The 23,044-nt window shown below is 48.0% G+C and carries 29 protein-coding genes; 2 read left to right on the top strand and 27 right to left on the bottom strand.

Features of this window, described 5'->3' with window-relative positions; genetic code table 11:
* Position 1: 1 nt before the first annotated feature.
* The 24 genes from CRN96_RS02875 to cmk all read right to left on the bottom strand — a co-directional run bounded on the left by CRN96_RS02875 (position 2) and on the right by cmk (position 18,909).
* Positions 2 to 379, bottom strand: coding sequence for a methylglyoxal synthase (locus CRN96_RS02875; RefSeq protein WP_097038959.1), 378 nt, complete (start codon positions 377 to 379; stop codon positions 2 to 4).
* A 113-nt stretch (positions 380 to 492) separates the two neighbouring features.
* Complete coding sequence (locus CRN96_RS02870; protein ID WP_097038957.1) at positions 493 to 1,182, bottom strand: zinc metallopeptidase; 690 nt, start codon at positions 1,180 to 1,182, stop codon at positions 493 to 495.
* A 48-nt stretch (positions 1,183 to 1,230) separates the two neighbouring features.
* Positions 1,231 to 1,818, bottom strand: coding sequence for a DUF1405 domain-containing protein (locus tag CRN96_RS02865; RefSeq protein WP_097039679.1), 588 nt, complete (start codon positions 1,816 to 1,818; stop codon positions 1,231 to 1,233).
* Between the two features lie 45 nt (positions 1,819 to 1,863).
* On the bottom strand, positions 1,864 to 2,664 hold the full coding sequence (locus CRN96_RS02860) for a menaquinol-cytochrome c reductase cytochrome b/c subunit (RefSeq protein ID WP_097038955.1): 801 nt from the start codon (positions 2,662 to 2,664) through the stop codon (positions 1,864 to 1,866).
* 22 nt (positions 2,665 to 2,686) lie between these two features.
* Positions 2,687 to 3,361, bottom strand: coding sequence for a menaquinol-cytochrome c reductase cytochrome b subunit (qcrB, locus tag CRN96_RS02855; protein WP_097038952.1), 675 nt, complete (start codon positions 3,359 to 3,361; stop codon positions 2,687 to 2,689).
* Between the two features lie 12 nt (positions 3,362 to 3,373).
* Complete coding sequence (locus CRN96_RS02850) at positions 3,374 to 3,874, bottom strand: QcrA and Rieske domain-containing protein (RefSeq protein ID WP_097038949.1); 501 nt, start codon at positions 3,872 to 3,874, stop codon at positions 3,374 to 3,376.
* A 148-nt stretch (positions 3,875 to 4,022) separates the two neighbouring features.
* Positions 4,023 to 4,448, bottom strand: a complete 426-nt coding sequence (locus CRN96_RS02845) for a DUF2487 family protein (RefSeq protein WP_097038948.1) — start codon at positions 4,446 to 4,448, stop codon at positions 4,023 to 4,025.
* A gap of 4 nt (positions 4,449 to 4,452) precedes the next feature.
* The gene (locus CRN96_RS02840; RefSeq protein WP_097038945.1) at positions 4,453 to 4,929 is read right to left on the bottom strand and encodes a YpiB family protein; all 477 of its coding nucleotides are present in this window, start codon (positions 4,927 to 4,929) and stop codon (positions 4,453 to 4,455) included.
* Positions 4,910 to 6,148, bottom strand: coding sequence for a tetratricopeptide repeat protein (locus CRN96_RS02835; protein ID WP_245844522.1), 1,239 nt, complete (start codon positions 6,146 to 6,148; stop codon positions 4,910 to 4,912). Before CRN96_RS02835 ends, CRN96_RS02840 begins: the two co-directional genes overlap by 20 nt.
* 46 nt (positions 6,149 to 6,194) lie before the next feature.
* Positions 6,195 to 7,481 (bottom strand): 3-phosphoshikimate 1-carboxyvinyltransferase, encoded by a 1,287-nt coding sequence (aroA, locus tag CRN96_RS02830; protein WP_097038941.1) that lies wholly within the window; start codon positions 7,479 to 7,481, stop codon positions 6,195 to 6,197.
* A complete protein-coding gene (locus CRN96_RS02825; protein WP_097038939.1) occupies positions 7,478 to 8,530 on the bottom strand; it encodes a 3-dehydroquinate synthase in 1,053 nt (350 codons plus the stop codon). Before CRN96_RS02825 ends, aroA begins: the two co-directional genes overlap by 4 nt.
* A 2-nt stretch (positions 8,531 to 8,532) precedes the next feature.
* Positions 8,533 to 9,699, bottom strand: coding sequence for a chorismate synthase (aroC, locus tag CRN96_RS02820; RefSeq protein ID WP_097038937.1), 1,167 nt, complete (start codon positions 9,697 to 9,699; stop codon positions 8,533 to 8,535).
* A 68-nt stretch (positions 9,700 to 9,767) separates the two neighbouring features.
* Positions 9,768 to 10,214, bottom strand: a complete 447-nt coding sequence (ndk, locus tag CRN96_RS02815) for a nucleoside-diphosphate kinase (RefSeq protein WP_097038935.1) — start codon at positions 10,212 to 10,214, stop codon at positions 9,768 to 9,770.
* 63 nt (positions 10,215 to 10,277) lie between these two features.
* Positions 10,278 to 11,231, bottom strand: coding sequence for a polyprenyl synthetase family protein (locus tag CRN96_RS02810; RefSeq protein ID WP_097038934.1), 954 nt, complete (start codon positions 11,229 to 11,231; stop codon positions 10,278 to 10,280).
* Positions 11,232 to 11,233: 2 nt separating this feature from the next.
* A complete protein-coding gene (locus CRN96_RS02805; RefSeq protein WP_097038932.1) occupies positions 11,234 to 11,929 on the bottom strand; it encodes a demethylmenaquinone methyltransferase in 696 nt (231 codons plus the stop codon).
* Entirely contained in the window at positions 11,922 to 12,428 is a 507-nt protein-coding gene (locus CRN96_RS02800) for a hypothetical protein (RefSeq protein ID WP_097038930.1), read from the bottom strand. The genes CRN96_RS02805 and CRN96_RS02800 overlap by 8 nt, the downstream gene beginning before the upstream one ends.
* Before the next feature lie 60 nt (positions 12,429 to 12,488).
* Positions 12,489 to 12,761, bottom strand: coding sequence for an HU family DNA-binding protein (locus CRN96_RS02795; protein WP_097038928.1), 273 nt, complete (start codon positions 12,759 to 12,761; stop codon positions 12,489 to 12,491).
* 115 nt (positions 12,762 to 12,876) lie between these two features.
* Positions 12,877 to 13,581 carry a DUF3939 domain-containing protein gene (locus CRN96_RS02790; protein WP_245844521.1) on the bottom strand — a complete coding sequence of 235 codons (705 nt, stop codon included), beginning with the start codon at positions 13,579 to 13,581 and terminating at the stop codon, positions 12,877 to 12,879.
* A gap of 24 nt (positions 13,582 to 13,605) precedes the next feature.
* A complete protein-coding gene (locus CRN96_RS02785; RefSeq protein ID WP_281254121.1) occupies positions 13,606 to 13,776 on the bottom strand; it encodes a DUF2768 family protein in 171 nt (56 codons plus the stop codon).
* Positions 13,777 to 13,806: 30 nt separating this feature from the next.
* Positions 13,807 to 14,865 carry an NAD(P)H-dependent glycerol-3-phosphate dehydrogenase gene (locus tag CRN96_RS02780; protein ID WP_097038924.1) on the bottom strand — a complete coding sequence of 353 codons (1,059 nt, stop codon included), beginning with the start codon at positions 14,863 to 14,865 and terminating at the stop codon, positions 13,807 to 13,809.
* A 14-nt stretch (positions 14,866 to 14,879) separates the two neighbouring features.
* A complete protein-coding gene (gene der / locus CRN96_RS02775) occupies positions 14,880 to 16,193 on the bottom strand; it encodes a ribosome biogenesis GTPase Der (protein WP_097038922.1) in 1,314 nt (437 codons plus the stop codon).
* 91 nt (positions 16,194 to 16,284) lie between these two features.
* Positions 16,285 to 17,601 (bottom strand): 30S ribosomal protein S1, encoded by a 1,317-nt coding sequence (rpsA, locus tag CRN96_RS02770; RefSeq protein ID WP_097038920.1) that lies wholly within the window; start codon positions 17,599 to 17,601, stop codon positions 16,285 to 16,287.
* A gap of 74 nt (positions 17,602 to 17,675) precedes the next feature.
* Entirely contained in the window at positions 17,676 to 18,248 is a 573-nt protein-coding gene (locus tag CRN96_RS02765; protein WP_097038918.1) for a lysophospholipid acyltransferase family protein, read from the bottom strand.
* 1 nt (position 18,249) lies between these two features.
* On the bottom strand, positions 18,250 to 18,909 hold the full coding sequence (cmk, locus tag CRN96_RS02760; RefSeq protein WP_097038916.1) for a (d)CMP kinase: 660 nt from the start codon (positions 18,907 to 18,909) through the stop codon (positions 18,250 to 18,252).
* A gap of 119 nt (positions 18,910 to 19,028) precedes the next feature.
* Between cmk and CRN96_RS02755 the strand changes: the two genes are divergently transcribed.
* The gene (locus CRN96_RS02755; RefSeq protein WP_097038914.1) at positions 19,029 to 19,982 is read left to right on the top strand and encodes an asparaginase; all 954 of its coding nucleotides are present in this window, start codon (positions 19,029 to 19,031) and stop codon (positions 19,980 to 19,982) included.
* 13 nt (positions 19,983 to 19,995) lie between these two features.
* On the opposite strand, the gene CRN96_RS02750 is transcribed toward CRN96_RS02755, so the two are convergent.
* Together CRN96_RS02750 and CRN96_RS02745 are read right to left on the bottom strand one after the other, a co-directional pair.
* On the bottom strand, positions 19,996 to 20,994 hold the full coding sequence (locus CRN96_RS02750; protein ID WP_097038911.1) for a YpdA family putative bacillithiol disulfide reductase: 999 nt from the start codon (positions 20,992 to 20,994) through the stop codon (positions 19,996 to 19,998).
* Positions 20,994 to 22,031, bottom strand: coding sequence for a LysM peptidoglycan-binding domain-containing protein (locus CRN96_RS02745; RefSeq protein ID WP_097038909.1), 1,038 nt, complete (start codon positions 22,029 to 22,031; stop codon positions 20,994 to 20,996). The genes CRN96_RS02750 and CRN96_RS02745 overlap by 1 nt, the downstream gene beginning before the upstream one ends.
* Positions 22,032 to 22,207: 176 nt before the next feature.
* On the opposite strand from CRN96_RS02745, the gene CRN96_RS02740 reads away from it, so the two are divergent.
* Positions 22,208 to 22,456: a ferredoxin gene (locus tag CRN96_RS02740; protein ID WP_097039675.1), complete on the top strand. Its 249-nt coding sequence runs from the start codon at positions 22,208 to 22,210 to the stop codon at positions 22,454 to 22,456.
* A 30-nt stretch (positions 22,457 to 22,486) separates the two neighbouring features.
* On the opposite strand, the gene CRN96_RS02735 is transcribed toward CRN96_RS02740, so the two are convergent.
* Complete coding sequence (locus CRN96_RS02735; RefSeq protein WP_097038906.1) at positions 22,487 to 23,038, bottom strand: ECF transporter S component; 552 nt, start codon at positions 23,036 to 23,038, stop codon at positions 22,487 to 22,489.
* Positions 23,039 to 23,044 lie beyond the last annotated feature (6 nt).

The raw sequence follows: 23,044 nt of genomic DNA, 5'->3' as shown, positions 1-23,044 counted from the left end.
TTCACCCTCTGTCCTTCATATTGATGTAATGCATGACCGCACCCGCGGTGCCTTCATTCGTCGCAAGCGGCACATCATAGACATCCGAGAGCCGGAGCAATGCAGATACATCCGGTTCGTGTGGCTGTGCCGTCAATGGATCGCGGAAGAAGATGATGACATCTATCTCATGATTCGCCACCATGGCACCGATTTCCTGATCCCCGCCCAGGGGACCGGATTTGAAACGGTGTATGCCGAGCCCCGTCTCTTCAATAAGCATCTTGCCTGTCGTACCGGTCGCATACAGACCGTGATTTATAAAAGTATCGATATTATCCTTGACGAATGTGATCAAGGCTTCTTTCTTCTTATCATGGGCGATCAATGCGATTTTCATAGCTGCCTCCAAATAAATTAATATACACCCATTATAGAGAAAAAACGGTGCCATGTGAAATATTCAAAATAAAAAATACAGCCAGAGCGGACTCTGACTGTATTAATATTCATTTAATTCTGGCTTCTTGCAATGAGGATGAACCTCACAAGCTCTGCCACTGCGACTGCTGTAGCCGCCACATAGGTCATGGCCGCTGCGTTCAGAACTTTCTTGGCATGCCTGTATTCTTTTTGATTGACTATATTCAGCGATTCAATCTGCTTCATGGCACGGTTCGATGCATCAAACTCGACCGGCAGCGTCACCAGCTGGAAAAGCACTGCGAATGCCATCAGACCGATACCGATCCAGAGCAATGTGCTTCCGAACGGTGAATTCATACCTGCCGTAAGCAGTATGCCCGCTATGATCAGGAAGTATGAAAAGTTGCTGCCCAACTGTGCAAGAGGGAACAACGCTGATCTGAAGTTCAAAAACTTGTAGCCTGTGGCATGCTGTATCGCATGTCCGACTTCATGTGCGGCGACTGCCGTACCTGCTACACTCGGCTTATCATAGTTGTGGGGTGAAAGGCGGATGACCTTGTTCTTCGGGTCGTAATGGTCGCTCAGGAAGCCCTGGCCCCTCTCGACACCCACATCATAGATGCCATTTTCATGTAAGATTTCCTCTGCCACTTCACGCCCGGTCAGTCCACTTGTTGAACGCACTCTCGAGTACTTGTTGAAAGTGGATTTGACATTCATCTGGGCAAGCATTGGCACAATCATCAATATGACGAAATAAAGGATGATACCCATTAAGTTATTTCCCTCCTAGTATTGTCTTACTGTATTTTACTTTAATATTTACTCGTTCGTCAACGAATTACGCCTCGGCACCAGCTGGTGTAAAAGCACAAGGACAAGCACCGTCAGCCAGAAAGAAAAGTAGCCGATATGGTCACTGTACTGGGCGAGCTGGCCGTACACCGGATACTGTCCGTAGACGTAATCGATCACATCATTATGGAACAGCCAGATGGCTGTGGCATACAGGTGCCACTGCTTTATCTCGAGGTGCGGCAGGAATAAAAATGCCTGGACTGCCATGATGCCATGGGATGCGACAAGCATGAGGCCGACCCACGAAATGAACCCCGTTTCCATGAATGTGAGCATATTCATCACAACAGCCCACACACCGTACTTGATGAGTGTCGTGAATGCGAGCGCATCGATGAGTCCCCATTTTTTTCCCATCAGGACGAGCACAATCAATATGCAGAGGAAAAGCGTCGCGGTCGGGCTGTCCGGCACAAAAGGTATGAAGTACCATTCAGTGTTTGCAAGCTGGCCCCTGTACCAGTAATAGCCGTATACCGTACCTATAAAGTTACCTATCAGCAGAAGCACCAAAAACCATCTGTTGAACATCAATTCAATTAATTTATTCATCATCATCACCTAATAAAAAACCCCCTTTTATCAAGGGGGTTCGGATTATTCTTCTGTTTCCGGTGTATTTTGTGCTTCATCTGCCGAAACTATTTCAAGGTCGGCCACGAACTCGGAGATCGCAACGATTTCTTCGTCGGTCAATGTACCTTCAAATGCAGGCATCTCTCCCACACCGTTCCTTACGAAAGCTTCAACCGTCTCAGGCTGGTAATCCGGTTCAATCAGGCCAGGGCCCGATCCTCCGGCAAGTTCCCCGCCGTGACAGCTGGTACAGTTGGTCCGTATCAGTTCATTGAAGACGGGGTCCTCAGCGTCAAGGTTTGAGAAGACGATCTGACCCTGCGCATCCTGCTGCTCCCAGTCATGGTAGGCAACGGATTCCCACGTCGTATAGAAGATTATCGCTACCGATGCGAGCATGAGTCCACTTGCTATCGGACGGCGTTTCCAATGACGGTCTTTCCTGTTGTCGAGCCAAGGCGCGAGCAGGAGTGCCGTGAATGCGATGCCGGGTATGACGATGGCTCCGATGACGTTGAACGGTCCGGATGCATAGGTATACTTCAGTATTTGATAAAGGAACAGGAAGTACCAGTCCGGCAGTGGGATATATCCCGTATCAGTCGGATCAGCCACCCGCTCAAGCGGAGCCGGGTGTGCAACCGTGAGACATAAAAATCCAATCAGGAATACTGCACCTGTCACCCATTCTTTCAAAAGGAAATCCGGGTAAAATTCTTCAGTACGCCCTGGAAATTCTGAGTAGTCGCGGTTGAGCTTCGGTTTTTCATATTTCAATATACGGGAATCTCCGACGAATGTCAGTCCTTTTCCACGTTTCATATATTTTTACCTCCCATTTCTCCTATAGTGGTCCTGCGATACCTTGTCTACGTATCATGATGAAGTGGATCGCCATCAAGATAAACAATGCAGCAGGCAGGAAAAATACATGGATAGCGAAGAATCGTGTCAATGTCTGTGCACCAATGATTGTATCGTCGCCGGCCAGCAGTGTCTGGATCCAATCACCGATAAACGGTACACTACCCGCAATATCCAACCCTACTCTAGTTGCGAACAATGCTTTCATATCCCAAGGCAGTAAATATCCGGTGAATGCAAGTCCGAGAATCGTTGCAAAGAGCAGTACTCCTACCACCCAGTTCAATTCCCTCGGAGCTTTATAAGCACCTGTAAAGAATACCCTCAATGTATGTAGGAACATCATTACGACAACTAAACTCGCACCCCAGTGGTGCATACCTCTGACAATCAGTCCAGCTGCTACATCATGCTGAAGATAATAGACAGAGTTCCAGGCGTTGACAATATCCGGTACATAATACATCGTCAGGAACATGCCTGATAAAATCTGTATCAATACTATGAAAAATGTCAGCCCTCCAAAACAATAGACGAATGCAGAGAAGTGATAGGCAGGGTTAACATGCTCCGGCACCTCATGATCTGCAACATCCCTCCAGATAGGAGTGATATCCATGCGGTCGTCTATCCAATCATAAATTCTGTTGAACATTAAGTTTCCCTCCTATACTAATTGGTTTGGAATTACTTGGCCTATTGTGAGATATCCATCAGATTCGCCCACTTCAAACTGATCCAATGGACCTGTTGGAGGAGTTCCCGGAACGTTATTCCCGTTCTTCTCATACAAGCCGTTGTGGCATGGGCAGAAGAATCTTTCCGGGTTGTTATCATCGGCAGCCCAGGTGACTGTACAGCCCAGGTGTTTACAGACAGGTGAAAATGCGATGATCTCATCGCCTTCCCGGAACACCCATGCAAAATCCGTCACTTCACTCGTATACCAGGCATCCTGCTGTTCGAATGTGAAGTCGACCTGCATCGGCTCCTCCGTGATTTCATCGATTGTGACACTTGTCGTCACCATATCACCTTCCGCACCTTCCTGGAAAAGTGGATCGAGTGCCATCCTTCCCATCGGAAGGATCATACCGGCCGCCATAAATGATCCGACACCCATTAAAGAATAGTTCAAGAACTGGCGTCTTGTAACTTTTTGCGACATTTTTATTTCCCCCCTCAAACACTTGCGTTCTTTTACATTAAATATAACTAGGACATATCAATTTTAGCCTATTAAATTCTGACGGTCAATAAGCATTAATGATTTTTAATGTGCGCAATATGCGATAATCGTGTAATAATACTTAAAACTAACTGTTCCAGATTGAAATGATGGATTTCATCACTTTCTTGACTTCTTCCTTCACCATATCCAGCTTGATGTCGTTCGTCATATCCTGCAGCGGTATATGGTTCAGGCGTATCGTGGTGTGGGGTTCATCAAGTTTCATATGCGTGATGATCACGACATTTTTAAAACCGTAATCGTAGAGCTGGGCTTCGTACTGTTCCAGCACCGTGGTGTCCGACTTTACAGTGGTCATTGCCGGAGTGATGAATATCCTGCCTTTGAACTGCTTTTCCAGCTGTATGGAAACCAGCTGGAGCAGCTCGATGTTGTTGGCATGCGACAGCGCCCCGTCGTCCATATCGGCACCGGCGAAAGGAATGACAGCCGTATCCACAAATTCCAGCTGCTCATCCAGTTTTTTGATATCTTCAAAATTATATAACATACGCTCACCTTTCAAGAGACCGCGCTTTATTCAGCTGATCGCTCAGTTCATAAAATAAACTTCTGTCATTATTCTGCAGGGCTGCATCGATCTCCTCTTCAAGGATCCTGATCCGGCAGCCCGTCTGACTGCTTTCATTGCCCGCATCCCTCTCCTTCACATCTTCGTACCTCCTGCTCGGGTCATTGAAGATGAATTCGATATAAAGAGGCTCCGACTTGTTGCTGTTTATATCGTGGAAGATCACTTCGCCGTCGGTCGTTATGACCTCGCCTTTTTCAAATACCAGTGTCGGTCTGCCGGTGGCCTGTTCAGCGATGCGCAATCTGCGGTCCGATGATCTGTCGGTAAAAGATATGAAATTGATTATAGAGGGGTGTGCCTTGATGAAATTCATTATCCAGACAGCCGTCCTGTCCCGGAAGTCATAATGGTATAGGACATAATCCAGGAAGTCCCGCTTATAGTTCGCCGTCCTCATCAAACAAACGCTCCTTTTCATCCTGCCATCTGATGTTGGCGGGATCCATTTCAATTAGCTTGTCCAGTATATCCTTTCGCAAAGGATCTCTGATCTCGCTTAAATAGTCATAATAATCTTCGTAGAATTCCAGCGACTCACCTATGAGACCGGCAGCCTCACTGTAATATTCCATCGCTTTCCCATCATCTTCATTCTCTGCATATATTTTGGCGAGCAGGTACAGCGACTCACCTGAGAGGGCATGATGATCGAAATCATGGAGATAGTCATCAATATCTTCGGAAGCGTCCAGCTTCAGCAGGGTCTCGAACAGCATCAGGTAGGCGTCATCATAATCCTGGTCCAGCCGGATCGCCTTGTCGAAGTAGTCAAGGGCATTCTCCGGCTGGTTGGTCCTGAAATGGAGGCGCCCGAGATGGAAATAGGCAAGAGGGTTCTTATCATTTTCGCTCAGGTACCTCTCCATAGTGGCGATGGCCTCCGGGAGGTCATGCTGTGTTTCGTGGATGTTCATCAATAAAATATAGGCGTTCATATAGTAGGGCTCATTGTCGAGCACTTTCTCGAGCAGACTGATCGCCTTATCATATTCCTGAAGCTGGTATTCGAGAAGCGCTTCCCGGTACCAGTCGTCATTCGAGAAGTTCTCTTCCCGGGCTGCACCGAAGTGATCCCTCGCCTCTTCAAGGTTCAGGAGGTTCATGTTGATTTCAGCAAGCCTCAGATTGAGGTCCACCTGATTCACCTGTTCAATCTCCTGATTAAGGAGGATGGTGTAGTGCCTGTTTGCTTCAGGCAGGTCGCCGTCGTGAAAATAAAGTTCTGCGATTGCAAAATCTATGATTGGATCATCCGTCAGCTCTTTTGCATCAAATAAAGCCTTCAGTGCAATATCATTCATGTTGAGCTGCTGAAAGACCTCGGCCTTGAGCATGAGGACGACCGGCGTGGTGGTCGAGCTGTTGATCAGGCTGAGTGCCTCATCCAGCCGGTTGTCCGTGATCATCAGATCCACAAGATATGCGAGGACTTCATCGTCGTGCTCTGTATTGCGGTAAAGATGGAGGTACACTTTTTCTGCATAGTCATGCAGACCGCCCGAGACGAGTGCATCCCCCATGATGAATAAGGCATCCATATCATCGGCTTCCCGCACCCCGGAAAGCCTGCCGATGATGGCGTTCAGCTTCTCCTCGGGATATTCTCCTTTATTCAATGAATCAATTGCCTGGTAAATCATTTCCTGCATCTTAAATTTCCTTTCATCTGGCCTGTTTCAGTTTCTCCAAATCCTCAATAAAACCGGGATATGAGATGTTGATCGCCGATGTGTCGTCTATATTGATCTCGGTATCGGAAGCGACTGCCATGACAAGCAGCATCATGATGATTCGGTGGTCATGGTAGCCTTTGAAACTGTCACTTGTCATTTTCACTTCCTTCAACGGATACACTTTGAATCCGTCTTCAAACTCTTCGAATTCGATGCCGAATTTTTTGAGTTCATCTATGACCGCCCTTAATCTGTCGGTCTCTTTATAACGCAGTTCCAGGGCATCTCTGATCACGCTCGGCTCACTGCCGAATGCACCCAGCACTGCAAGCACCGGGATTTCATCGATCAGTCTCGGTATGATCTCCCCGGACAGGTCGAACGAAGTCAGGTCTTTTGAGTGGCGGATGCGGATATTGCCGATCGCCTCCCCTTCGGAAGATGTCTCTTCGATCTCTATGTCGGCATTCATCTGCTTGAACACATCAATGATTCCGGCCCTCGTCTCATTCAAAGAGACATTCTCGATCGTGATGTCGGAACCTTTAGTGATAGCTGCAAGCACCATGAGGAAGGCGGCGGAAGATATATCCCCCGGTACCTGGACATCCCTCGGCTTCAGCGGCTGGCCGCCCTTCAGCTTGATGGACAGGCCGTCGACTTCAACATCGACACCGAACTGTTCGAGCATGATCTCGGTATGGTTCCTGGATTTGATTTTTTCATGGACGATGGTTTCACCAGCTGCATACAGCGCTGCAAACAGGATGGCACTTTTCACCTGGGCACTTGCCACAGGCATGTCATACTCTATCGCCTTCAGAGTACTCTGCTTCATCAAAATCGGCGGATATTTTCCATCGACGAGTGAAATATCTGCACCCATCTCCCCGAGCGGCGTACGAACGCGGTCCATCGGGCGTTTGGCGATCGAGCTGTCACCTTCTATCGTGGCATCCATGCCGATGCCTGCAATCAGCCCCATCAGGAGGCGCGTCGTCGTGCCGGAGTTCCCGGTGTACAACACTTCCTCCGGAGCGGTGAAGTTGCTGCTCCCCGGCGATGTGACCGTGATCCGGCCTTCTTCCCTTTCGATCTCTACTCCAAGCTGACCCATGATTTCGGATGTCCTGAACGTGTCTTCACTCTCAAGCGGTGAATGGATGACTGAAGTGCCTTCCGCGAGGGAAGCCATCATCAGTGCACGGTGTGTGATCGATTTGTCGCCCGGCACTTGTATACTGCCGGTGAATTTCTGGTTTAATAGTGATTTCATAATGACTCCTTCAATGCCCCTATATATTTTACCATCTCATCAGTGTTGATTTCAGTAAAAAAGGGCTCAAAATCTTTATCCATTAAAATAAAGCCCACAGATGCATCACTGATGTTTTTCTTATCGTGTTTCATATGTTTGAGCATCCGTCCTGAATCGAGGGTGCCCAATAACTCCATCGGGTACCCCAGATTTGAAAGGTATGTGTAATGGGCCTCCAGATCAAAAATCCGGGACTCCGACTGTTCGTTCGAGATGAACATCATTGCATACAAACCCAGCATGACTGCATGGCCGTGCTGGATCTTATATTCATATTCAATCGCATGGCCGAGTGTATGGCCGAGATTCAAGTATTTCCTTGATCCGGATTCGAACTCATCTTCGGTGACATAACGCATCTTCGTCCTGATGCCCTTGATGATGCTGTCCTCGAGGTCCGCGGCCTCCACCCCATGTGCAGTCTGTTCCATCAGCTCATTAGCGGCTTTTTCACTGTCCAGCAAAGCGTGCTTATATACTTCCCCGAATCCGCTCAGAATTTCCGATTCAGGCAGGGTATTCAAAAAATCGAGGTCGTAAATGACGCCGGAAGGCCTGTGGAAGGCTCCGATCAGGTTCTTGCCATGCCTTGAATTGATGGCGGTCTTGCCGCCGATCGCAGAATCATGCGCAAGCAGGGTGGTGGGCACCTGGATGAAATCCACACCCCTCAAAGTGACGGCAGCGGCAAATCCGCCCGCATCACCCACCGCCCCGCCGCCGATGACGACGACGAGGCTTGAGCGCTTGATTCCGCGCCCGAGAAGGCTTTCAACAATCCCGATGAAAGCCTCCGCTGTTTTGGCAGCTTCCCCCGGCTTTGCAATGACCGGATCTTCAATATCTTTTAAAACAGTGTTTTTAAAGGCATGATGAACATTTTCGTCTATTATATAAAAAACATCCTCGTATCTTGATGTATAAAGATTCAGCGTTTCTTTAAATATGCCATGGCCGACATGCACTGTGTAATTTTCATCAGGATAAGTCGTTTCAAATTCTTTCATGACTAGAAGTTTTTCACTCTTTCTTTATGCGCTTCGACTGCGCTTTCCAATTCTTCAAAGTTATCATGCGGGAACTTATCCAGAATCGCCTTCGCCATCTCGATAGCAACCATATGTTCACACACTATCGAAGCTGCCGGCACAGCACAGGAGTCGCTCCGTTCGACCGTCGCCTTGAACGGTTCCTTTGTGTTTATATCCACACTCATCAGAGGTTTATACAGTGTCGGAATCGGCTTCATGACCGCACGGACGACGATCGGCATCCCTGTGGACATGCCGCCTTCGAATCCGCCCAGATTATTGGATTTACGGGTATACCCTTCTTCGCTGCTGTAAAGGATTTCATCCTGGACTTCCGATCCCGGCGTTTCCGCCAGTTTGAAGCCCATGCCGAACTCGACCCCTTTGAAAGCATTGATGCTGATTACACTGCCCGCGATTTTCGAATCGAGCTTCCTGTCATAATGGACATATGAACCCAGTCCGACAGGCGGATTTTTGACGATCACTTCAACGATTCCACCGATGGAGTCGCCATTTTTCTTGGCGGCATCGATCAGTTTTTCCGTTTTGCCGGTCTCTTCTTCAGATATCATGCGCACGGAAGACTTATCAGCAAGTTCGCTGACCTCTTCATAAGAGTATGCACCTTCATCCTTGACCTCGCCTATCTGCACCACCCGGCTTGCCATCTCTATGCCAAGCGCATGCAGCAGCTCCTTGCAGAGTGCGCCTACAGCGACGCGTGCGGCCGTTTCCCGTGCGGATGAACGTTCAAGGACATTTCTCAGGTCACGTGCATTATACTTGATGCCTCCGACAAGATCGGCATGCCCCGGCCTCGGCTTGGTGATGACACGTTTCAGGTTTTCTTCTTCCTCGGGGGTGAGCGGGTCGCTTCCCATGATCGTCGTCCAGCTCTTGAAATCATCGTTCGAGAGTTCGATCATGATCGGGCTGCCGAGGGTTTTTCCGTGTCTGATACCGGCGCCGAATGTGAACGTATCCTTTTCGATCTTCATTCTGCGTCCGCGGCCGTAACCGCCCTGTCTTTTTATGAGCTCAGATTCCATCCGTTCCTTGTCGACCGGCATGTTTGATGGGAAACCTTCAATGATTGCAGTAAGTTTTGGGCCATGTGATTCGCCTGATGTTAAAAATCTCATAATTCCACCTTCTATTCTAAAATTATATTAAAAAAAGCTGAGTAAAAACCCAGCTCATTGTTTTAAGATTAGTAGATCCAGTCTTTGTTAATCAGATTATAATCCAGTATTTCAGCTTTATCAAAGAATAAGCCGATTTCTCTTTCAGCACTTTCAGGTGAGTCCGAGCCATGGATGATGTTCTTTCCAACAGTTAAACCAAAATCACCTCTGATGGTACCTGGTGCGGCCTCTTGAGGATTTGTCGATCCCACAACGAGTCTTGCAGTCGAAATCACATTTTCACCTTCCAGCACCATCGCAAAAACCGGTCCTGAAGTGATGAAATCCACCAATTCACCAAAGAACGGCTTTTCGGAATGCTCCTGATAATGTGTTTTGGCAAGATCTTCAGAAACCTGCATCAGCTTGGCACCGACGATTTTGAAACCTTTGTTTTCAAGTCTTGAAACGATTGGGCCGATAAGGTTTCTTTGTACCCCATCCGGTTTAATCATTAGAAAAGTTTTTTCCATTATTAAATCTCCTTATAAAGTAGTTATGTGACCATTTTAACATTAAATATTTTTAATGTTAATTCATTTCAGACGTTTTTCGAGTTTTTCTGCGATTTCAAGGAGGTAACCCCTGACAGGCTCCCTGATACCGCTTAAATGCGAAATCGCCTTGTCATAATGGCGCGTGCTGATCTGCATCGCTTCTTCCAGGGCGTTGGAATCGAGTATCTGTTCAATCAGATCATAAAGCAGACCGGGATTTTCCTTGAAGTCATCCAGATTCCGGCTGAACCTCTCATCTTCATCACGGAGAAGCAGCACGGGCAAAGTGTAGTGCCCGTTTGCAAGGTCCGAGAACTTCGGCTTGCCGAGTGCGGCTTCATCACCGGTGAAGTCGAGTATGTCATCTATGATCTGAAAGCTCAATCCGATATGATTGGCGAATGCAGTCAGGTTTTCCATCGTCTCTTCATCAAGGTGACTCGCATAGCTGCCGAGTCTCACACTGAGCACTATGAGCAGTGCAGTCTTCCGATAGATTTTTTTATAGTAATCATCATAGCTCTGCCTTGAATTGAACTGATGGTTGAATTGCAGAAGCTCCCCGCTGACGATCTGTTCGATTGCTTCGGAATATGTCGTATGAAATTCCGGGTGTTCTATATCACTGACGATATGGACTGCGGTGGACAACAACAGGTTGCCGGTAGTCACAGCCTGGAAATACCCATAGTCATAATAGGCGGTCGGTCTTCCGCGTCTCAATTTGCTGTCGTCTATGATGTCATCATGGACGAGAGTCGCCATATGAAGGAGTTCCAGACTTGCACTGACTTTATAGACATCGTCCATTTTATCGGGGTTCCCCAGCCGTCCGGCTAAAATGGATAATGTCGGCCGTATTTTCTTCCCGCCGGATTTATAAAGTTTCAAGCCGAGATCATTGGACAGGACACCTGAAGGTTCCAGGCTCTTCCTGATGAGCCGGTCAACTTTGATGAAATCCGGAGCCAGGTATTTCTTCAATGAAACCATGCCTAATCCTCGGTGATCGGTTTTATGGCGAAATGGGTGGCTGCCGTACCTAGTGTATGGGGAAGGACTTTAACATTGGTGAAACCTGTGGAAATGAGCATCTGTTTCAGTGCCTCTTTTGACAGGAATGAATGAGTGGATTCATACAGCCATGTGTATTCATCTTTTTTCTTTGCGATCAAACCTCCGAGAGCAGGCATGATCTTCCCGAAATACACTTCAAACCCATAGTTGATCAGACTGTTTTCAGGTGTGGAAGTCTCAAGGATGACAAGTGTTCCGCCGGGTTTCAGGACGCGGTGGAAATCCTCGATCGCCGCCTGGTAATCCGGCAGGTTCCTCAACCCGAACCCGATGGTGACGTAATCGAACCGGTCGTCTTCGAACGGAAGATCCATCGCGTTCCCATGAATCAGGGAGATATTGTCGAACTCAGCGGATTTCACTTCCGCCACTTCAAGCATATTCTCACTGAAGTCAAGACCGGTGGTCTCCGCCCCGCTCAAAGCAAGCTGGATGGTCCAGTCGCCGGTCCCGCAGCATACGTCCAGCACTTCCATACCTTCTTCAAGGAACATATGGTCCATGGTCTTATTCCTCCAGAGCGTATGCTGGTTCAGGCTGATGATATTGTTCATATGATCATAATCATCTGATATCGTATTGAAAATTTTATGTACACGTTGTTCTTTATCCATTATCGTCACCCGTACTCTTCGTAATATAAGGTAATTTTTTTATGTCAATCTCCTCTATGTATCGACTGATCAGTTTCAACAGGCTGTCTTGTGCATAACCATTATCTACAAGATAAATAAGAGGTGCAAATAAAAGATGCTGCAATTCTTCCGTCGAGGGACTCTTTGGAATCTCAGCATAGGCGGATTTTTTGGAAGTGATCTCTTTCGATATGCCGGATACATCATTTATCACTTTATACTCATTATGTGCAGCCAGTATCTTATAAAACTGGCTGAAAAAATAATCGCCGGTCAGAACATGCTCCTCCCTCTCCTCTTCCTCCGGTTCGATATCCAGTATCTGCAGGGCTTTATTGAAGAATAAAACCGCATGGCAGATATGAGGGTCACGGATGATGTTGGTCTCATCATTGAAGAAGGCGAAAAAAGGTTCACTATGTAATTTCAGTTTATTGTTCTTCAAGTCTTTCTCTATCTGTTGTATAAGATTTTCCATGAAAAAAATCACCTTATAAATTAATAGACCTAACATTAACCGTTAGGCCTAAATCATAAATTATTTTACTGCATCTTTAAGTGCTTTACCTGCTTTGAAAGCCGGTACTTTTGAAGCTGCAATCTCTATTTCTTCACCAGATTGTGGATTGCGTCCTTTACGTGCGGCGCGTTCACGAACTTCAAAGTTACCAAATCCGATCAGCTGCACTTTTTCACCATTTTTCAATGATTCCTGAATTGATTCAAATACTGCGTCTACAGCAGCACCTGCTTCTTTTTTAGTAAGGTCAGCCTTATCGCTGACAGCATTGATTAAATCAGTCTTGTTCATACTTGTCCACCTCCCATAATGAGTATAATGATATGTTTAATCATTATGTTTTGACTTTAACACAGTCGATTAAGCACTGCAATCAATTTTGACGTTTTTTAACATAAAAAAGGCTTTACTGCGCACTTTTATGGACATTTGTCATGAAAATCGGCTCATTATTTTCATCCACTGTGATCTCCGGGGAATAGATCGGCACGACCGGTGTATATTCATACAGCACCTGTCTTACATCGTCCCCGGTCTCGAATTCGAGGTCATTCTCCTCGATCACCCGGCCGATTTCCTCCCTGTAATCCACGACGAACTCCTCGCCGCCGCTGTAGTAGACATTGAGTGTCCCGCCGGAGTAGGGACTCGTCACAGTCGGGTTCTCGGAAAGATTGTAGAAGTCGAGATCCAGCTGATACACATTGGGACCGACAGCTTCTTCAAACTGCACATTCTCACCCATCCCTTCGACTCTGAGGCGGAGGGAACGTATTTCTTCGGTGATCCTGAGATCTGCGATTTTGACTGTCGGATCTCCTTCGGCATCCAGTATGACAAACTGGTAATAGCCGCCTGCTTCATAGGAGATTGCAGGCCTTTCATCCAGATAGTCCGGTACGAGCCTCGCAAAATCCACCTGATACTCGAAGTATTCGCGCGTGTCAGAGACTGTCTTGATCGGCAGAAGACCACCCGAATCCTCACTGAAACGGTCCACCGCCTGCTGTACCATCTCAATCTGGGATTCACTCGGCACCTGCCCGGCCCGTTCCGATTCCGGATACATGCATGCACCCAAAAATAAAACGGTGAACAAAATGACTGACATCTTTAACATATTTGAAATTTGCATTTAGCTGCCCCCCAGGACAGGGATCATGAGAATGAAGGCCAAAAGCAGCAGTCCCCATGCGAACAGGGAGAGTACGAAACTGATGATCCTGTTTTTGATGACGAACCTTGCAACGTAGATCAGCACCGCTGCAACCGCCATTGATCCCATGGAGATAAAGGACAACCACATCAAGTCCATTGCGGATATACCAAACATAGTTTACTGATTGCTCCCATCTTTATATTGCTCGTGAAGCAGCTCTTTCAAACCGATCGATTCAGAGGTCTTCTCCCGCATCATCAGCTTGTAGAAAGCTTCTTCCTCACTGATATCATCAAACAGATATTGATGTAAAACTTTCGTGATCGGCATCTCGACACCGTATTCCTCACTGAGCTCATAGGCTGCGCGCGTCGTGTTGACACCTTCGACGACCATGCCCATCTTCTCTTCCGCTTCCTCCAGGCTCAGACCTTCAGCCAGCATGATGCCGCAGCGGAAATTGCGTGAATGGTGGCTTGTCGCCGTCACGATCAGATCCCCGATGCCGGACAGCCCAAGGAACGTCAGGGGATCCGCACCCATTTTGGTGCCGAGCCTTGCGATTTCCTGAAGTCCGCGGGTGATGATCGCAGCTTTTGCGTTATCACCGAAATTCAGGCCGTGCAGGGCACCGACCGCGATCGCGATGATGTTCTTCAGTGCCCCGCCTATTTCCACACCGATGAGATCCTCATTTATATAAACCCTGAAATATTTACTCATGAAGACATCCTGTACGGTTTCGACACCTTTGTTATGAAGTGACGCGGTGCTCACAGTCGTCGGCGATTTCAACGCGACTTCCTCTGCATGGCTCGGTCCGCCGAGCACACAGATGTCTTCCACCGTCTCGTCTGTGGTCTCCTGTTCGATCACTTCCGACACTCTGAGATGGGTGTTGAGCTCCAGGCCTTTTGCCACGTGCACGATCAATACTTTCTTACGATGGGAAAGCAGTATCTCGTGGATATTCCTGGTGAGGCCCCTGACAGCCTTCACCGGAACTGCGATGACAAGAAGCTCCGCATGGAGGACCGCCTCTTCAAGGTTGCTGACGGCATATATCTCTTCAGGCAGGGTGATGTCTTTCAAATAGTGCCCGTTCGTATGGCGGCTGTTGATTTCATCGACGACCGCTTCATTCCTCCCGTACATCATCACATCATGCCGGTTGCCGGCCAGTACCATCGCCAGGCTTGTGCCAAAGCTTCCGGTTCCCAAAACTGAAATGTTCATTAGTGCCCGCTCCTTTAATTTCTTTTCCTGCTTATTATATGAATAGGCGTCCCGGTGAAGTCAAAAGCCCGCCTCAACTGGTTTTCAAGATATCTTCTGTAACTGAAATGCATCAGCTCGGTGTCATTGACGAACATGACGAATGTAGGCGGCCCGACACTCACCTGGGTGGCATAGAATATGTTCAGGCGGTGTCCGCCTTTATCGGTCGGTGTGGGATTCATGCTGACGCTGTCCACGATGACTTCATTGAGTGTGCTGGACTGTATGCGTTTTTTATGGGACTCATTCACCATCCTGATCAACGGGAAGAGGGTCGTGAGGCGGGATTTGGTTTTGGCAGAGAGGAAAGTGACGGGGGCATAATCAAGGAACTGGAACTCTTTTCTGATGTCGTCCTCAAAATTCTTCATCGTCTTATCATCTTTTTCCACTGCATCCCATTTGTTCACGACGATCACGATCGCCCGGCCCGCTTCATGTGCCAGTCCGGCGACGCGCTTGTCCTGCTCGATGATGCCTTCTTCGCCGTCCAGGACAATGACGACCACATCCGAACGTTCAATCGCCCGGTTCGCCCTCAGCACGGAATATTTCTCAGTGGACTCGTAGACCTTGCCCCGCTTCCTCATGCCTGCGGTATCGATCAGGGTGTACGGTTCATCTTCAAAGGTGTACTCCGTATCGATCGCGTCCCTTGTCGTTCCGGCGATATCGGAGACGATGACCCTCTCTTCATTCAAAATTGCATTGATCAGGCTCGATTTACCGACATTCGGCCGGCCGATCAGGGAGACTTTGACAGACTCGTCGTCCTCCACAGCCGCCTCTATCTCCTTGAAGTGCTCCACTGCAGCATCCAGCGCATCTCCAAGGCCGAGGCCATGGGCACCGGACACCGGGAACGGATCGCCGAGACCCAGCTGGTAGAAGTCATAAATTTCATTTCTCATTTCAAAATTGTCTATCTTATTGACGAGCAGGACCGTGGGTTTTTTTGAACGCTGCAGAATCCTTGCGACGTGCATATCGTCGTTGGTCACGCCCTCCCTGCCATTGACGATCATCATGATGACGTCAGCCTCCAGAATGGCGATTTCAGCCTGCATCTTGATCTGCTCCTGGAAGGGCTCATCCTTTATCTCAATACCGCCTGTGTCGATGACGTTGAATTCGTGGTTCAGCCATTCACCGTCGGCATACAGCCGGTCACGTGTCACTCCAGGCGTATCCTCCACAATCGCTTTCCTTTCTCCGATGATCCTGTTAAACAAAGTTGATTTGCCGACGTTCGGCCGGCCAACAACAGCAATTGTCGGTTTGTACATGATTTCGCCTCCTTATTTAGAAATAATTTTAACATAAAAACAAAATAAAGGGCGATTTCCATCGCCCTTTATTGACAAATATTTTATAGGTTTATAAATCTAAATTTTTAAATTTATCACCAAAAACATCACCTAAAGTCGGTCGGTCGTCATCAGTTTCATCTCTGTAAACTTTTGACGGCCCTGAGCTTCTTTCGCCCGGATCGGTCGTTTCCTTGATGGATAACGATACTTTTCCGGCCTCTGCGTTCAGGGACAGGATTTTGACCTGGATCTTCTCGCCTTCGTCCAGAACATCGGACGGCTGCGCAACGTGGTCATGACTGATCTCCGAAACGTGTACGAGACCTTCCACTCCAGGGGCGACTTCAACGAATGCACCGAAATCGACAAGTCTTTTCACAGTGCCTTCAAGTGTTTCCCCTTCGTTGTGCTCATTGATGAAAAGCTCGAAAGGGCTTTCCTGCGCCTGTTTGATCGATAGGCTGACACGCTCGTTTTCAACGTCGACATCAAGTATTTTGACTTCAACCTTGTCGCCGATGCTTACAGCATCTTCAACCTTCTCAACTCTCTCGTAGCTGAGTTCGGAGATATGGGCGAGTCCGTCAATGGAGCCGAGGTTGATGAAAGCACCGAAGCTCGTTGTTCTCACGACTTCCCCTTCCACGGTCGTGCCGGGCTCAAGTTTCTTGAGCTGATCTTTGCGCCCTTCTTCTTTTTGTGACTCAATGATCTTCTTGCGGTTCAGGATGACGCGGTTTTTATCTTTGTCGATGTCCTCCACTTTGACTTCAAGTGTCTGGCCTGCAAACTGCTCCAGGTCCTCGACGTATTCATCGGACAGAAGTGATGCCGGGATGAAGCCTCTGACACCGACATCCACCACGAGACCGGCCTGCACGACTTCCATTACGGTGCCTTCAAGCGTCTCGTCATTTTCTTTGGCTGCGATCAATGTATCATAGCTCTGATCTTCTTCCAGTTTTCTGATTGAAAGGATCAGATTGTGGCGTTCATTCTCATCTTCCACTTTGATCACTACCGCTTCGATGGTATCATCCTCGGCAACGACTTCGTTTGGATGCTCGATCCTCTTGTTCGTCACCTGGCTGATCGGTATGATGCCTTCAAAGTCCGTGCCGTCAATGTGGGTCCTGACATATTTGTCTTCCACCTTGAAAACCGTGCCCGTCACTTTGTCGCCTTCGCTGAAACTGATCTCCGAATCGTTCCCGGTTGTTTCAGATTCAGGATTTTCCCCTTCTTCCGAAGCTTCCACCTGTGATTGTGATTCCTCTGAAACCTGGTTTTCCTCTTCAGGTGAATTGTCACCGATTGTTGAGTTTTCCAATTCATTGTTCTCTTCATTGTTGCTTTCTTCGTTCAAAATATTATCTGCCGTCATGTGCCTGCCTCCATTACATTACTATAGACTATATACCTAACTTCTTATAAATATCAGTATTTGTCAAGTAATTATTATGATAATAATAAATTGTTGATCTGCGTCTTCAGCTCTTTGGTGATATCTTTACGTGTCATTCCAGCTGCCGTCATTTCATTTACGTCCATCGGTTTTCCAAATACGAGGGTGATGCCTTTATGTCTGTTATACTCACCTTTTATCGCTGCAGGGACGATTGTCGCACCCCCCTTTACAGCCATGAAGCTCGCGCCCTCCTGCAGGTCCTGGAGCCTGCCGTCCTTAGTCCTTGTGCCTTCCGGGAACATTGTCAGCATCTTGCCCTCTTTCAGTGCTTCCACGGATTTCTTAAGTGCCTGCCTGTCCCCCTTTCCACGGTCGACGGGGATCGCATTCAAGTTGCTGATCAGATAACCGAGTACCGGTATTTTGAATAATTCCGTCTTCGCAAAAAAGGACATTTCACGTCTTGTGCTGATGCCGATCAGAGGCGGGTCATATTCGGAAATGTGATTGCTGCATATGACGACAGGCCCGGACTCGGGAATCCTCTCCTCCCCTATGACCCGGATTTTGAATCGTGTATGATAAAATCTTTTCACCACTGCTTTTGCCACTTTATAAAACATGTCACTCTTCCCCTATCTTATTTTGTGCAATTTCAAGAATGAAGTCTTCGACTTCGGCAATCGTCATATCCGTCGTATCCAGCAGTACAGCATCTTCTGCCTTCACAAGAGGTGAGATTTCACGGTTCATGTCCAATTCATCCCTCTTGATGATCTGGGCGGTCAGCTGCTCAAGATCGATGCTGCTCCCCCGTGCCCTCTCCTCGGCCAGACGCCTTTCCGCACGGACTTTCGGGGATGCCTGCATGAACACTTTGAGCTCGGCATCCGGCAGCACCGTCGTGCCGATATCCCTGCCATCCATCACGACCCCTTTGTCCAGGCCGAGTTTCTGCTGCATCGATACAAGGTAGCTGCGCACAGCTTCAAAGCTTGAGACCTCGCTCACTTTCGATGTCACACTCTCTGATCTGATTTCCTCCGTGACATCACGCCCGTTCAGCAGGACGCGGTTCCCATCCTCCCTTTTGAAAGTGATTTCCACATCTTCGAGGGAATCGATGATATCTTTGCCTTTTTCTATGTATAATAATGTGACAGCCCTGTACATGGCACCGGTGTCGATATAAATATAACCCAGCCTTTCAGCCACTCTTTTTGAAATGGTGCTTTTACCTGCAGCTGCGGGACCGTCAATTGCGATATTGATTTTTTTATCCATTCGATGTCTACCCACCTTGATTCGTTATTCTCACTTATCTTATCATATAATCATGCTTTAGCTTAAATTTACCGACATTTAAAAATGATAATATTTAAAATTGCATCGGGAGGAATAAAATGAAAAGAATTCTTGCTGTACATACAGGAGGGACCATCAGCATGTCCGAAATGGACGGCGTCGTGAGGCAGGGTGCTGAAAACCCTTTGAATATCGGGGGTCATATGCCCGAAGATGTCCGGGTGGAGGAGATCTACCCCCTCAAAAAACCGTCTCCGCACATCACAGTCACTGATATGGATGAACTGAAGCGCATCATCCTTGAAAATGAAGAGTCCTATGACGGCTTCGTCATCACCCACGGGACGGATACACTGGAGGAAACGGCCTATTTTCTCGATATCACTTTAAACATCACACCGCCCGTGATAATTACGGGCGCCATGCGCTCCGCCAATGAGATCGGCAGTGACGGGATGTACAATTACCTCTCAAGTATAAGGGTCGCAACAGAGGCCGAATCCGAAAACAGGGGCGTGCTTGTGGTCTTCAACGATGAAATCCACACCGCCCATTCCGTCACAAAGACACATACTTCGAACATAGCGACATTCCAGAGTCCGAACCATGGCCCGGTCGGCTTCCTGACGAAGCAGGATGTGCAGTATCATCATCCGGTGCAGCCCCGGCTCAAATTCAGTAAAGTGGATACCGATATGAAAGTCGGACTGATAAAGACCCATGTCGGCCTGGACGGTACGTTTTTCAATGCGCTGGTGCAGGCGGACTACGATGGTCTGATCATAGAAGCATTGGGACAGGGGAATATCCCGCCAAGTGCCATGCCGGGGCTTGGACAAGTGTTGGAAGCGGGCATCGTCACGGTGATCGTCTCCAGATCCTTCAACGGCATAGTCGGCAGCTACTATGACTACCATGGCGGCGGATATGAACTGAAATCGCGGGGGGTCATCTTCTCGAACGGCCTCAACGGCCAGAAGGCGCGTCTGAAGCTGCTGCTCGCACTCTCCAATCTCGAAACGCACCTTATAAAAGATGTCTTTGAACATTAAAAATCAGCACCTGTTAAAGGTGCTGATTTCCAAGAGCTGATTTTTGCATGATGTTCCGTATGATTTTTTTACCGTGGAACCGCCCGTTCTCGATGAAAATCGTATTTGCATCATCCCCTGCTGCAACGACTCCTGCGAGATACAGGTTCTCAATGTTGGTTTCCATGGTCGCATGGTCGTAGGACGGTGCGTACCCTTCTTCATAAGCCGTAAGCCTGATGCCGAAAGACCGCAAAAAGTCGTAATCCGGGTGGTAGCCGATCATCGCAAGGACGAAATCGTTCTTTATCTCTTTTATTTCATCCCCGGTCCTGATCACTGCGCTGTCATCTTTGACTTCCAGGAGCTCAGTATTGAAGGCATATTTGATCCTGCCGTGTTCCACAAGTGATTTCAGCTGCGGCAGCACCCATGGTTTGATGCTTTTCGAGTAATCGGCCCTGCGGTGGATGACGGTCACATGGGCGCCTGCTTTTTCGAGTTCGATCGCTGCATCGGCACTGGAGTTCCTGCCGCCCACCACCAGTACCTGACTGTTGAAATAAGGGTGGGCTTCCTTGAAGTAGTGGGAAACTTTACTTTTGTCCCCGCCCGGCACATCCAACTGATTCGGCTGGCCGTAATAGCCTGTCGCGATGATGAGGTGCCTGCACGAATAACTCTTTTTATCTGTTTCGATGATGAACCCCTCATCCGTCCTGCTGCCGGAAGTCACCTTCTCGAATACGCGGATGTTCAAATCGAAGTGTTTGACTGCTTCACGGTAATAGACGAGTGCCTGGTTCCTTTTTGGCTTGTGCTCTTCCGTTATAAAAGGGAACTCACCGATGGCGATCTTCTCTGAGGAGGAAAAGAAAGTCTGGTGGGTGGGGTAATTGTAAATCGCGTTGACGATATTATGTGCTTCAAGCACGAGATAATCCATATCATTTCTCTCGAGCTCGACCGCTGCAGCCAGTCCGCATGGACCGGCCCCTATGATGATCGTTTCAAAGTATTCCGCCTTGCCCATCACGGGATGATGAGCTCCTGGCCTTCGCTGATGGCGTTGCCGCTGATGCCGTTCGCATCACGTATCCTCTGTACGTCTTCAGGCGCTCCGCTGCCGTAGTAGCGTAGTGCTATCTGGTAAAGGTTGTCCTCGGCAGTGACGGTGTGCGTCGTGCCTCCAGACTCGGCCTCTTCAGCCTCTTCGCCCTCACCCTGCTCTTCTTCATCTTCCTCCGCTGATTCCGAAGGGGTTTCCGCATCGTCACCGCTCTCCTTCTCCTCAATCGCATCCCCTGCAATGTCCTCCAGGATGGAGAGTTCTTCCCCGCTGTAGATGGCTTCCACATTTTCTGAAGCGAGGTCGCCTTCTTCGACCGCCGCTTCCCCGCTTTCGGAAGTTTCATCCTCTTCACTTTCCGACTCTGCCCCATCTTCTTCAGAACCTCTGGATTCGGCCATGCGCCTTTCCATTTCGAAGCGCTGTTCTTCCAGATCTTCATTGAGTTCTTCATCTTCCGATTCCGCGGCTTCTTCGGTCTCCGCCTCATCCGTTGCGAGTTCCATGCCATCATTTGAAGGCCAGAAATTATTGATGATGACAAAGCCAAGGAAAAGCGTGAGAGGAACGATGATGACGCCGGCGGCGATCATCGGCAGAAGCCCTTTATTCCTCGTTGATTCGCCGTCATCCGCACCATCCTGCCCTTCAGTTTTCTGCTTCTTCGGCCTGTTTCTGAATTCATCCAGTTTTTCTTTGGTCACTTTCAATTCATTGGAAAATCTCTCATTATAAGTGGAGAGCTTGCCTGCAAAGAAAGCCTTTCCCTTTTCCAGGTTCTCACGGTTGAAGTAAACTTTCACTTTATCGGAAAACTGGTTCGACGGCTCGTTCGTACGATCTTTATATTTTGCACTGCGTTTCAATGACTCCTCTTCACGCGCTCTTTCATCCACTTTCGCCTTATCTTTTTTATCTTTGTTTTTCTGTTTGACTTTGGAGTGCTCTGTATCGTTCTGAGTACGCTTATGCTTCATATTTTTATAAAAATCGTCTTTCATTGGACATTCTCCTCAACCTTATATCTACTCATTCATTATATTATTAATTGTGTGAATTTCAAAGCATTATCGGTCTAAAGACGTAAAGCGCATTTTGGAGGCATCATTAATTGAAAAAGTGCATTTTTAACTATAAAATCATATGGAAGTCTTTCTTAAGAGGTGAAATTATGGGTGTGGAGAAGTATACTATCGTGGATATGGACACATGCATCGCATGCGGCGCGTGCGGCGCATCTGCACCGGATATATATGATTATGACGATGATGGACTCGCGTATGTCATCCTGGATGATAATACGGGTACAAAAGCCGTCCCCGAGGCATTGCACGGAGATCTCGAGGATGCGTTCTACGGCTGTCCGACCGACTCGATCAAGGTCGCCGGTGAATCCTTTGACGGCGATCCATTAAAATTCGAATAATTAAAAGAGGCGATGTTCATCGCCTCTTTTTCATATTTTCCTCAATTTTGGAATCAGCTTCTTATAGATGATGAGGGCGACGAGCCCGACGATGATTCCTTTGATGATATTGAACGGTATGATCCCGGCCGTGACGATGATCCTCAAGTTTTCAATGATATCGGTCTGGTCCACGATCATGCCGTAAAGCGGAAGGAGCACGAAGTAATTCAGTATGGACAATACGACGGTCAAAGATATTGTACCCGCGATGAAACCGATGATCAGCGATTTCGTCGTTTTATGCCTGAAATAAATGAAATATACCGGCAAAAGCAGGGAAAACGATGCGAGCAGGTTTGCCAGCGGACCGATCGGTTCACTGGCGGCAAGCAGTCCATAAATCAATATCTTCAAAATGATGATCATGGATCCTGTGAGGCCCCCGTACAGGATGAAACCGATGAAGGCCGGAATATCCGACAGATCCACGGTCAGATACGGCGGGATGAACGGTATCGGGAACTGCAGCAGCATCAGTACAAATGATATTGCGGAAAGTATGCTGATGATGATTAATTTCCTCAAACGGTTTCTGTCCATAGAATG

Origin of the sequence: Salinicoccus kekensis (assembly GCF_900220995.1) — a bacterium.
In the GTDB taxonomy this organism is placed as follows: domain Bacteria; phylum Bacillota; class Bacilli; order Staphylococcales; family Salinicoccaceae; genus Lacicoccus; species Lacicoccus kekensis.
The sequence above is the reverse complement of the archived record's forward strand: the minus strand, read 5'-3'. Positions and strand labels throughout refer to the sequence as shown.

What these genes read in the sequence shown, in the direction of transcription:
- CRN96_RS02845 (WP_097038948.1), bottom strand. Translation starts at nt 4,448, where the DNA reads ATGTTATATAATTTTGAAGATATCAAAAAACTGGATGAGCAGCTGGAA.
- CRN96_RS02780 (WP_097038924.1), bottom strand. Translation starts at nt 14,865, where the DNA reads ATGAACATTTCAGTTTTGGGAACCGGAAGCTTTGGCACAAGCCTGGCG.
- rpsA (WP_097038920.1), bottom strand. Translation starts at nt 17,601, where the DNA reads ATGACGGCAGATAATATTTTGAACGAAGAAAGCAACAATGAAGAGAAC.
- CRN96_RS02795 (WP_097038928.1), bottom strand. Translation starts at nt 12,761, where the DNA reads ATGAACAAGACTGATTTAATCAATGCTGTCAGCGATAAGGCTGACCTT.
- der (WP_097038922.1), bottom strand. Translation starts at nt 16,193, where the DNA reads ATGTACAAACCGACAATTGCTGTTGTTGGCCGGCCGAACGTCGGCAAA.
- CRN96_RS02790 (WP_245844521.1), bottom strand. Translation starts at nt 13,581, where the DNA reads ATGTCAGTCATTTTGTTCACCGTTTTATTTTTGGGTGCATGCATGTAT.
- CRN96_RS02875 (WP_097038959.1), bottom strand. Translation starts at nt 379, where the DNA reads ATGAAAATCGCATTGATCGCCCATGATAAGAAGAAAGAAGCCTTGATC.
- CRN96_RS02800 (WP_097038930.1), bottom strand. Translation starts at nt 12,428, where the DNA reads ATGGAAAATCTTATACAACAGATAGAGAAAGACTTGAAGAACAATAAA.
- CRN96_RS02850 (WP_097038949.1), bottom strand. Translation starts at nt 3,874, where the DNA reads ATGTCGCAAAAAGTTACAAGACGCCAGTTCTTGAACTATTCTTTAATG.
- aroA (WP_097038941.1), bottom strand. Translation starts at nt 7,481, where the DNA reads ATGAAATCACTATTAAACCAGAAATTCACCGGCAGTATACAAGTGCCG.
- CRN96_RS02860 (WP_097038955.1), bottom strand. Translation starts at nt 2,664, where the DNA reads ATGAAACGTGGAAAAGGACTGACATTCGTCGGAGATTCCCGTATATTG.
- CRN96_RS02755 (WP_097038914.1), top strand. Translation starts at nt 19,029, where the DNA reads ATGAAAAGAATTCTTGCTGTACATACAGGAGGGACCATCAGCATGTCC.
- CRN96_RS02810 (WP_097038934.1), bottom strand. Translation starts at nt 11,231, where the DNA reads ATGGTTTCATTGAAGAAATACCTGGCTCCGGATTTCATCAAAGTTGAC.
- CRN96_RS02825 (WP_097038939.1), bottom strand. Translation starts at nt 8,530, where the DNA reads ATGAAAGAATTTGAAACGACTTATCCTGATGAAAATTACACAGTGCAT.
- aroC (WP_097038937.1), bottom strand. Translation starts at nt 9,699, where the DNA reads ATGAGATTTTTAACATCAGGCGAATCACATGGCCCAAAACTTACTGCA.
- CRN96_RS02865 (WP_097039679.1), bottom strand. Translation starts at nt 1,818, where the DNA reads ATGAATAAATTAATTGAATTGATGTTCAACAGATGGTTTTTGGTGCTT.
- CRN96_RS02735 (WP_097038906.1), bottom strand. Translation starts at nt 23,038, where the DNA reads ATGGACAGAAACCGTTTGAGGAAATTAATCATCATCAGCATACTTTCC.
- ndk (WP_097038935.1), bottom strand. Translation starts at nt 10,214, where the DNA reads ATGGAAAAAACTTTTCTAATGATTAAACCGGATGGGGTACAAAGAAAC.
- CRN96_RS02745 (WP_097038909.1), bottom strand. Translation starts at nt 22,031, where the DNA reads ATGAAAGACGATTTTTATAAAAATATGAAGCATAAGCGTACTCAGAAC.
- CRN96_RS02870 (WP_097038957.1), bottom strand. Translation starts at nt 1,182, where the DNA reads ATGGGTATCATCCTTTATTTCGTCATATTGATGATTGTGCCAATGCTT.
- CRN96_RS02765 (WP_097038918.1), bottom strand. Translation starts at nt 18,248, where the DNA reads ATGTTTTATAAAGTGGCAAAAGCAGTGGTGAAAAGATTTTATCATACA.
- CRN96_RS02805 (WP_097038932.1), bottom strand. Translation starts at nt 11,929, where the DNA reads ATGGATAAAGAACAACGTGTACATAAAATTTTCAATACGATATCAGAT.
- qcrB (WP_097038952.1), bottom strand. Translation starts at nt 3,361, where the DNA reads ATGTTCAACAGAATTTATGATTGGATAGACGACCGCATGGATATCACT.
- cmk (WP_097038916.1), bottom strand. Translation starts at nt 18,909, where the DNA reads ATGGATAAAAAAATCAATATCGCAATTGACGGTCCCGCAGCTGCAGGT.
- CRN96_RS02750 (WP_097038911.1), bottom strand. Translation starts at nt 20,994, where the DNA reads ATGGGCAAGGCGGAATACTTTGAAACGATCATCATAGGGGCCGGTCCA.
- CRN96_RS02840 (WP_097038945.1), bottom strand. Translation starts at nt 4,929, where the DNA reads ATGAGGACGGCGAACTATAAGCGGGACTTCCTGGATTATGTCCTATAC.
- CRN96_RS02785 (WP_281254121.1), bottom strand. Translation starts at nt 13,776, where the DNA reads ATGTGGTTGTCCTTTATCTCCATGGGATCAATGGCGGTTGCAGCGGTG.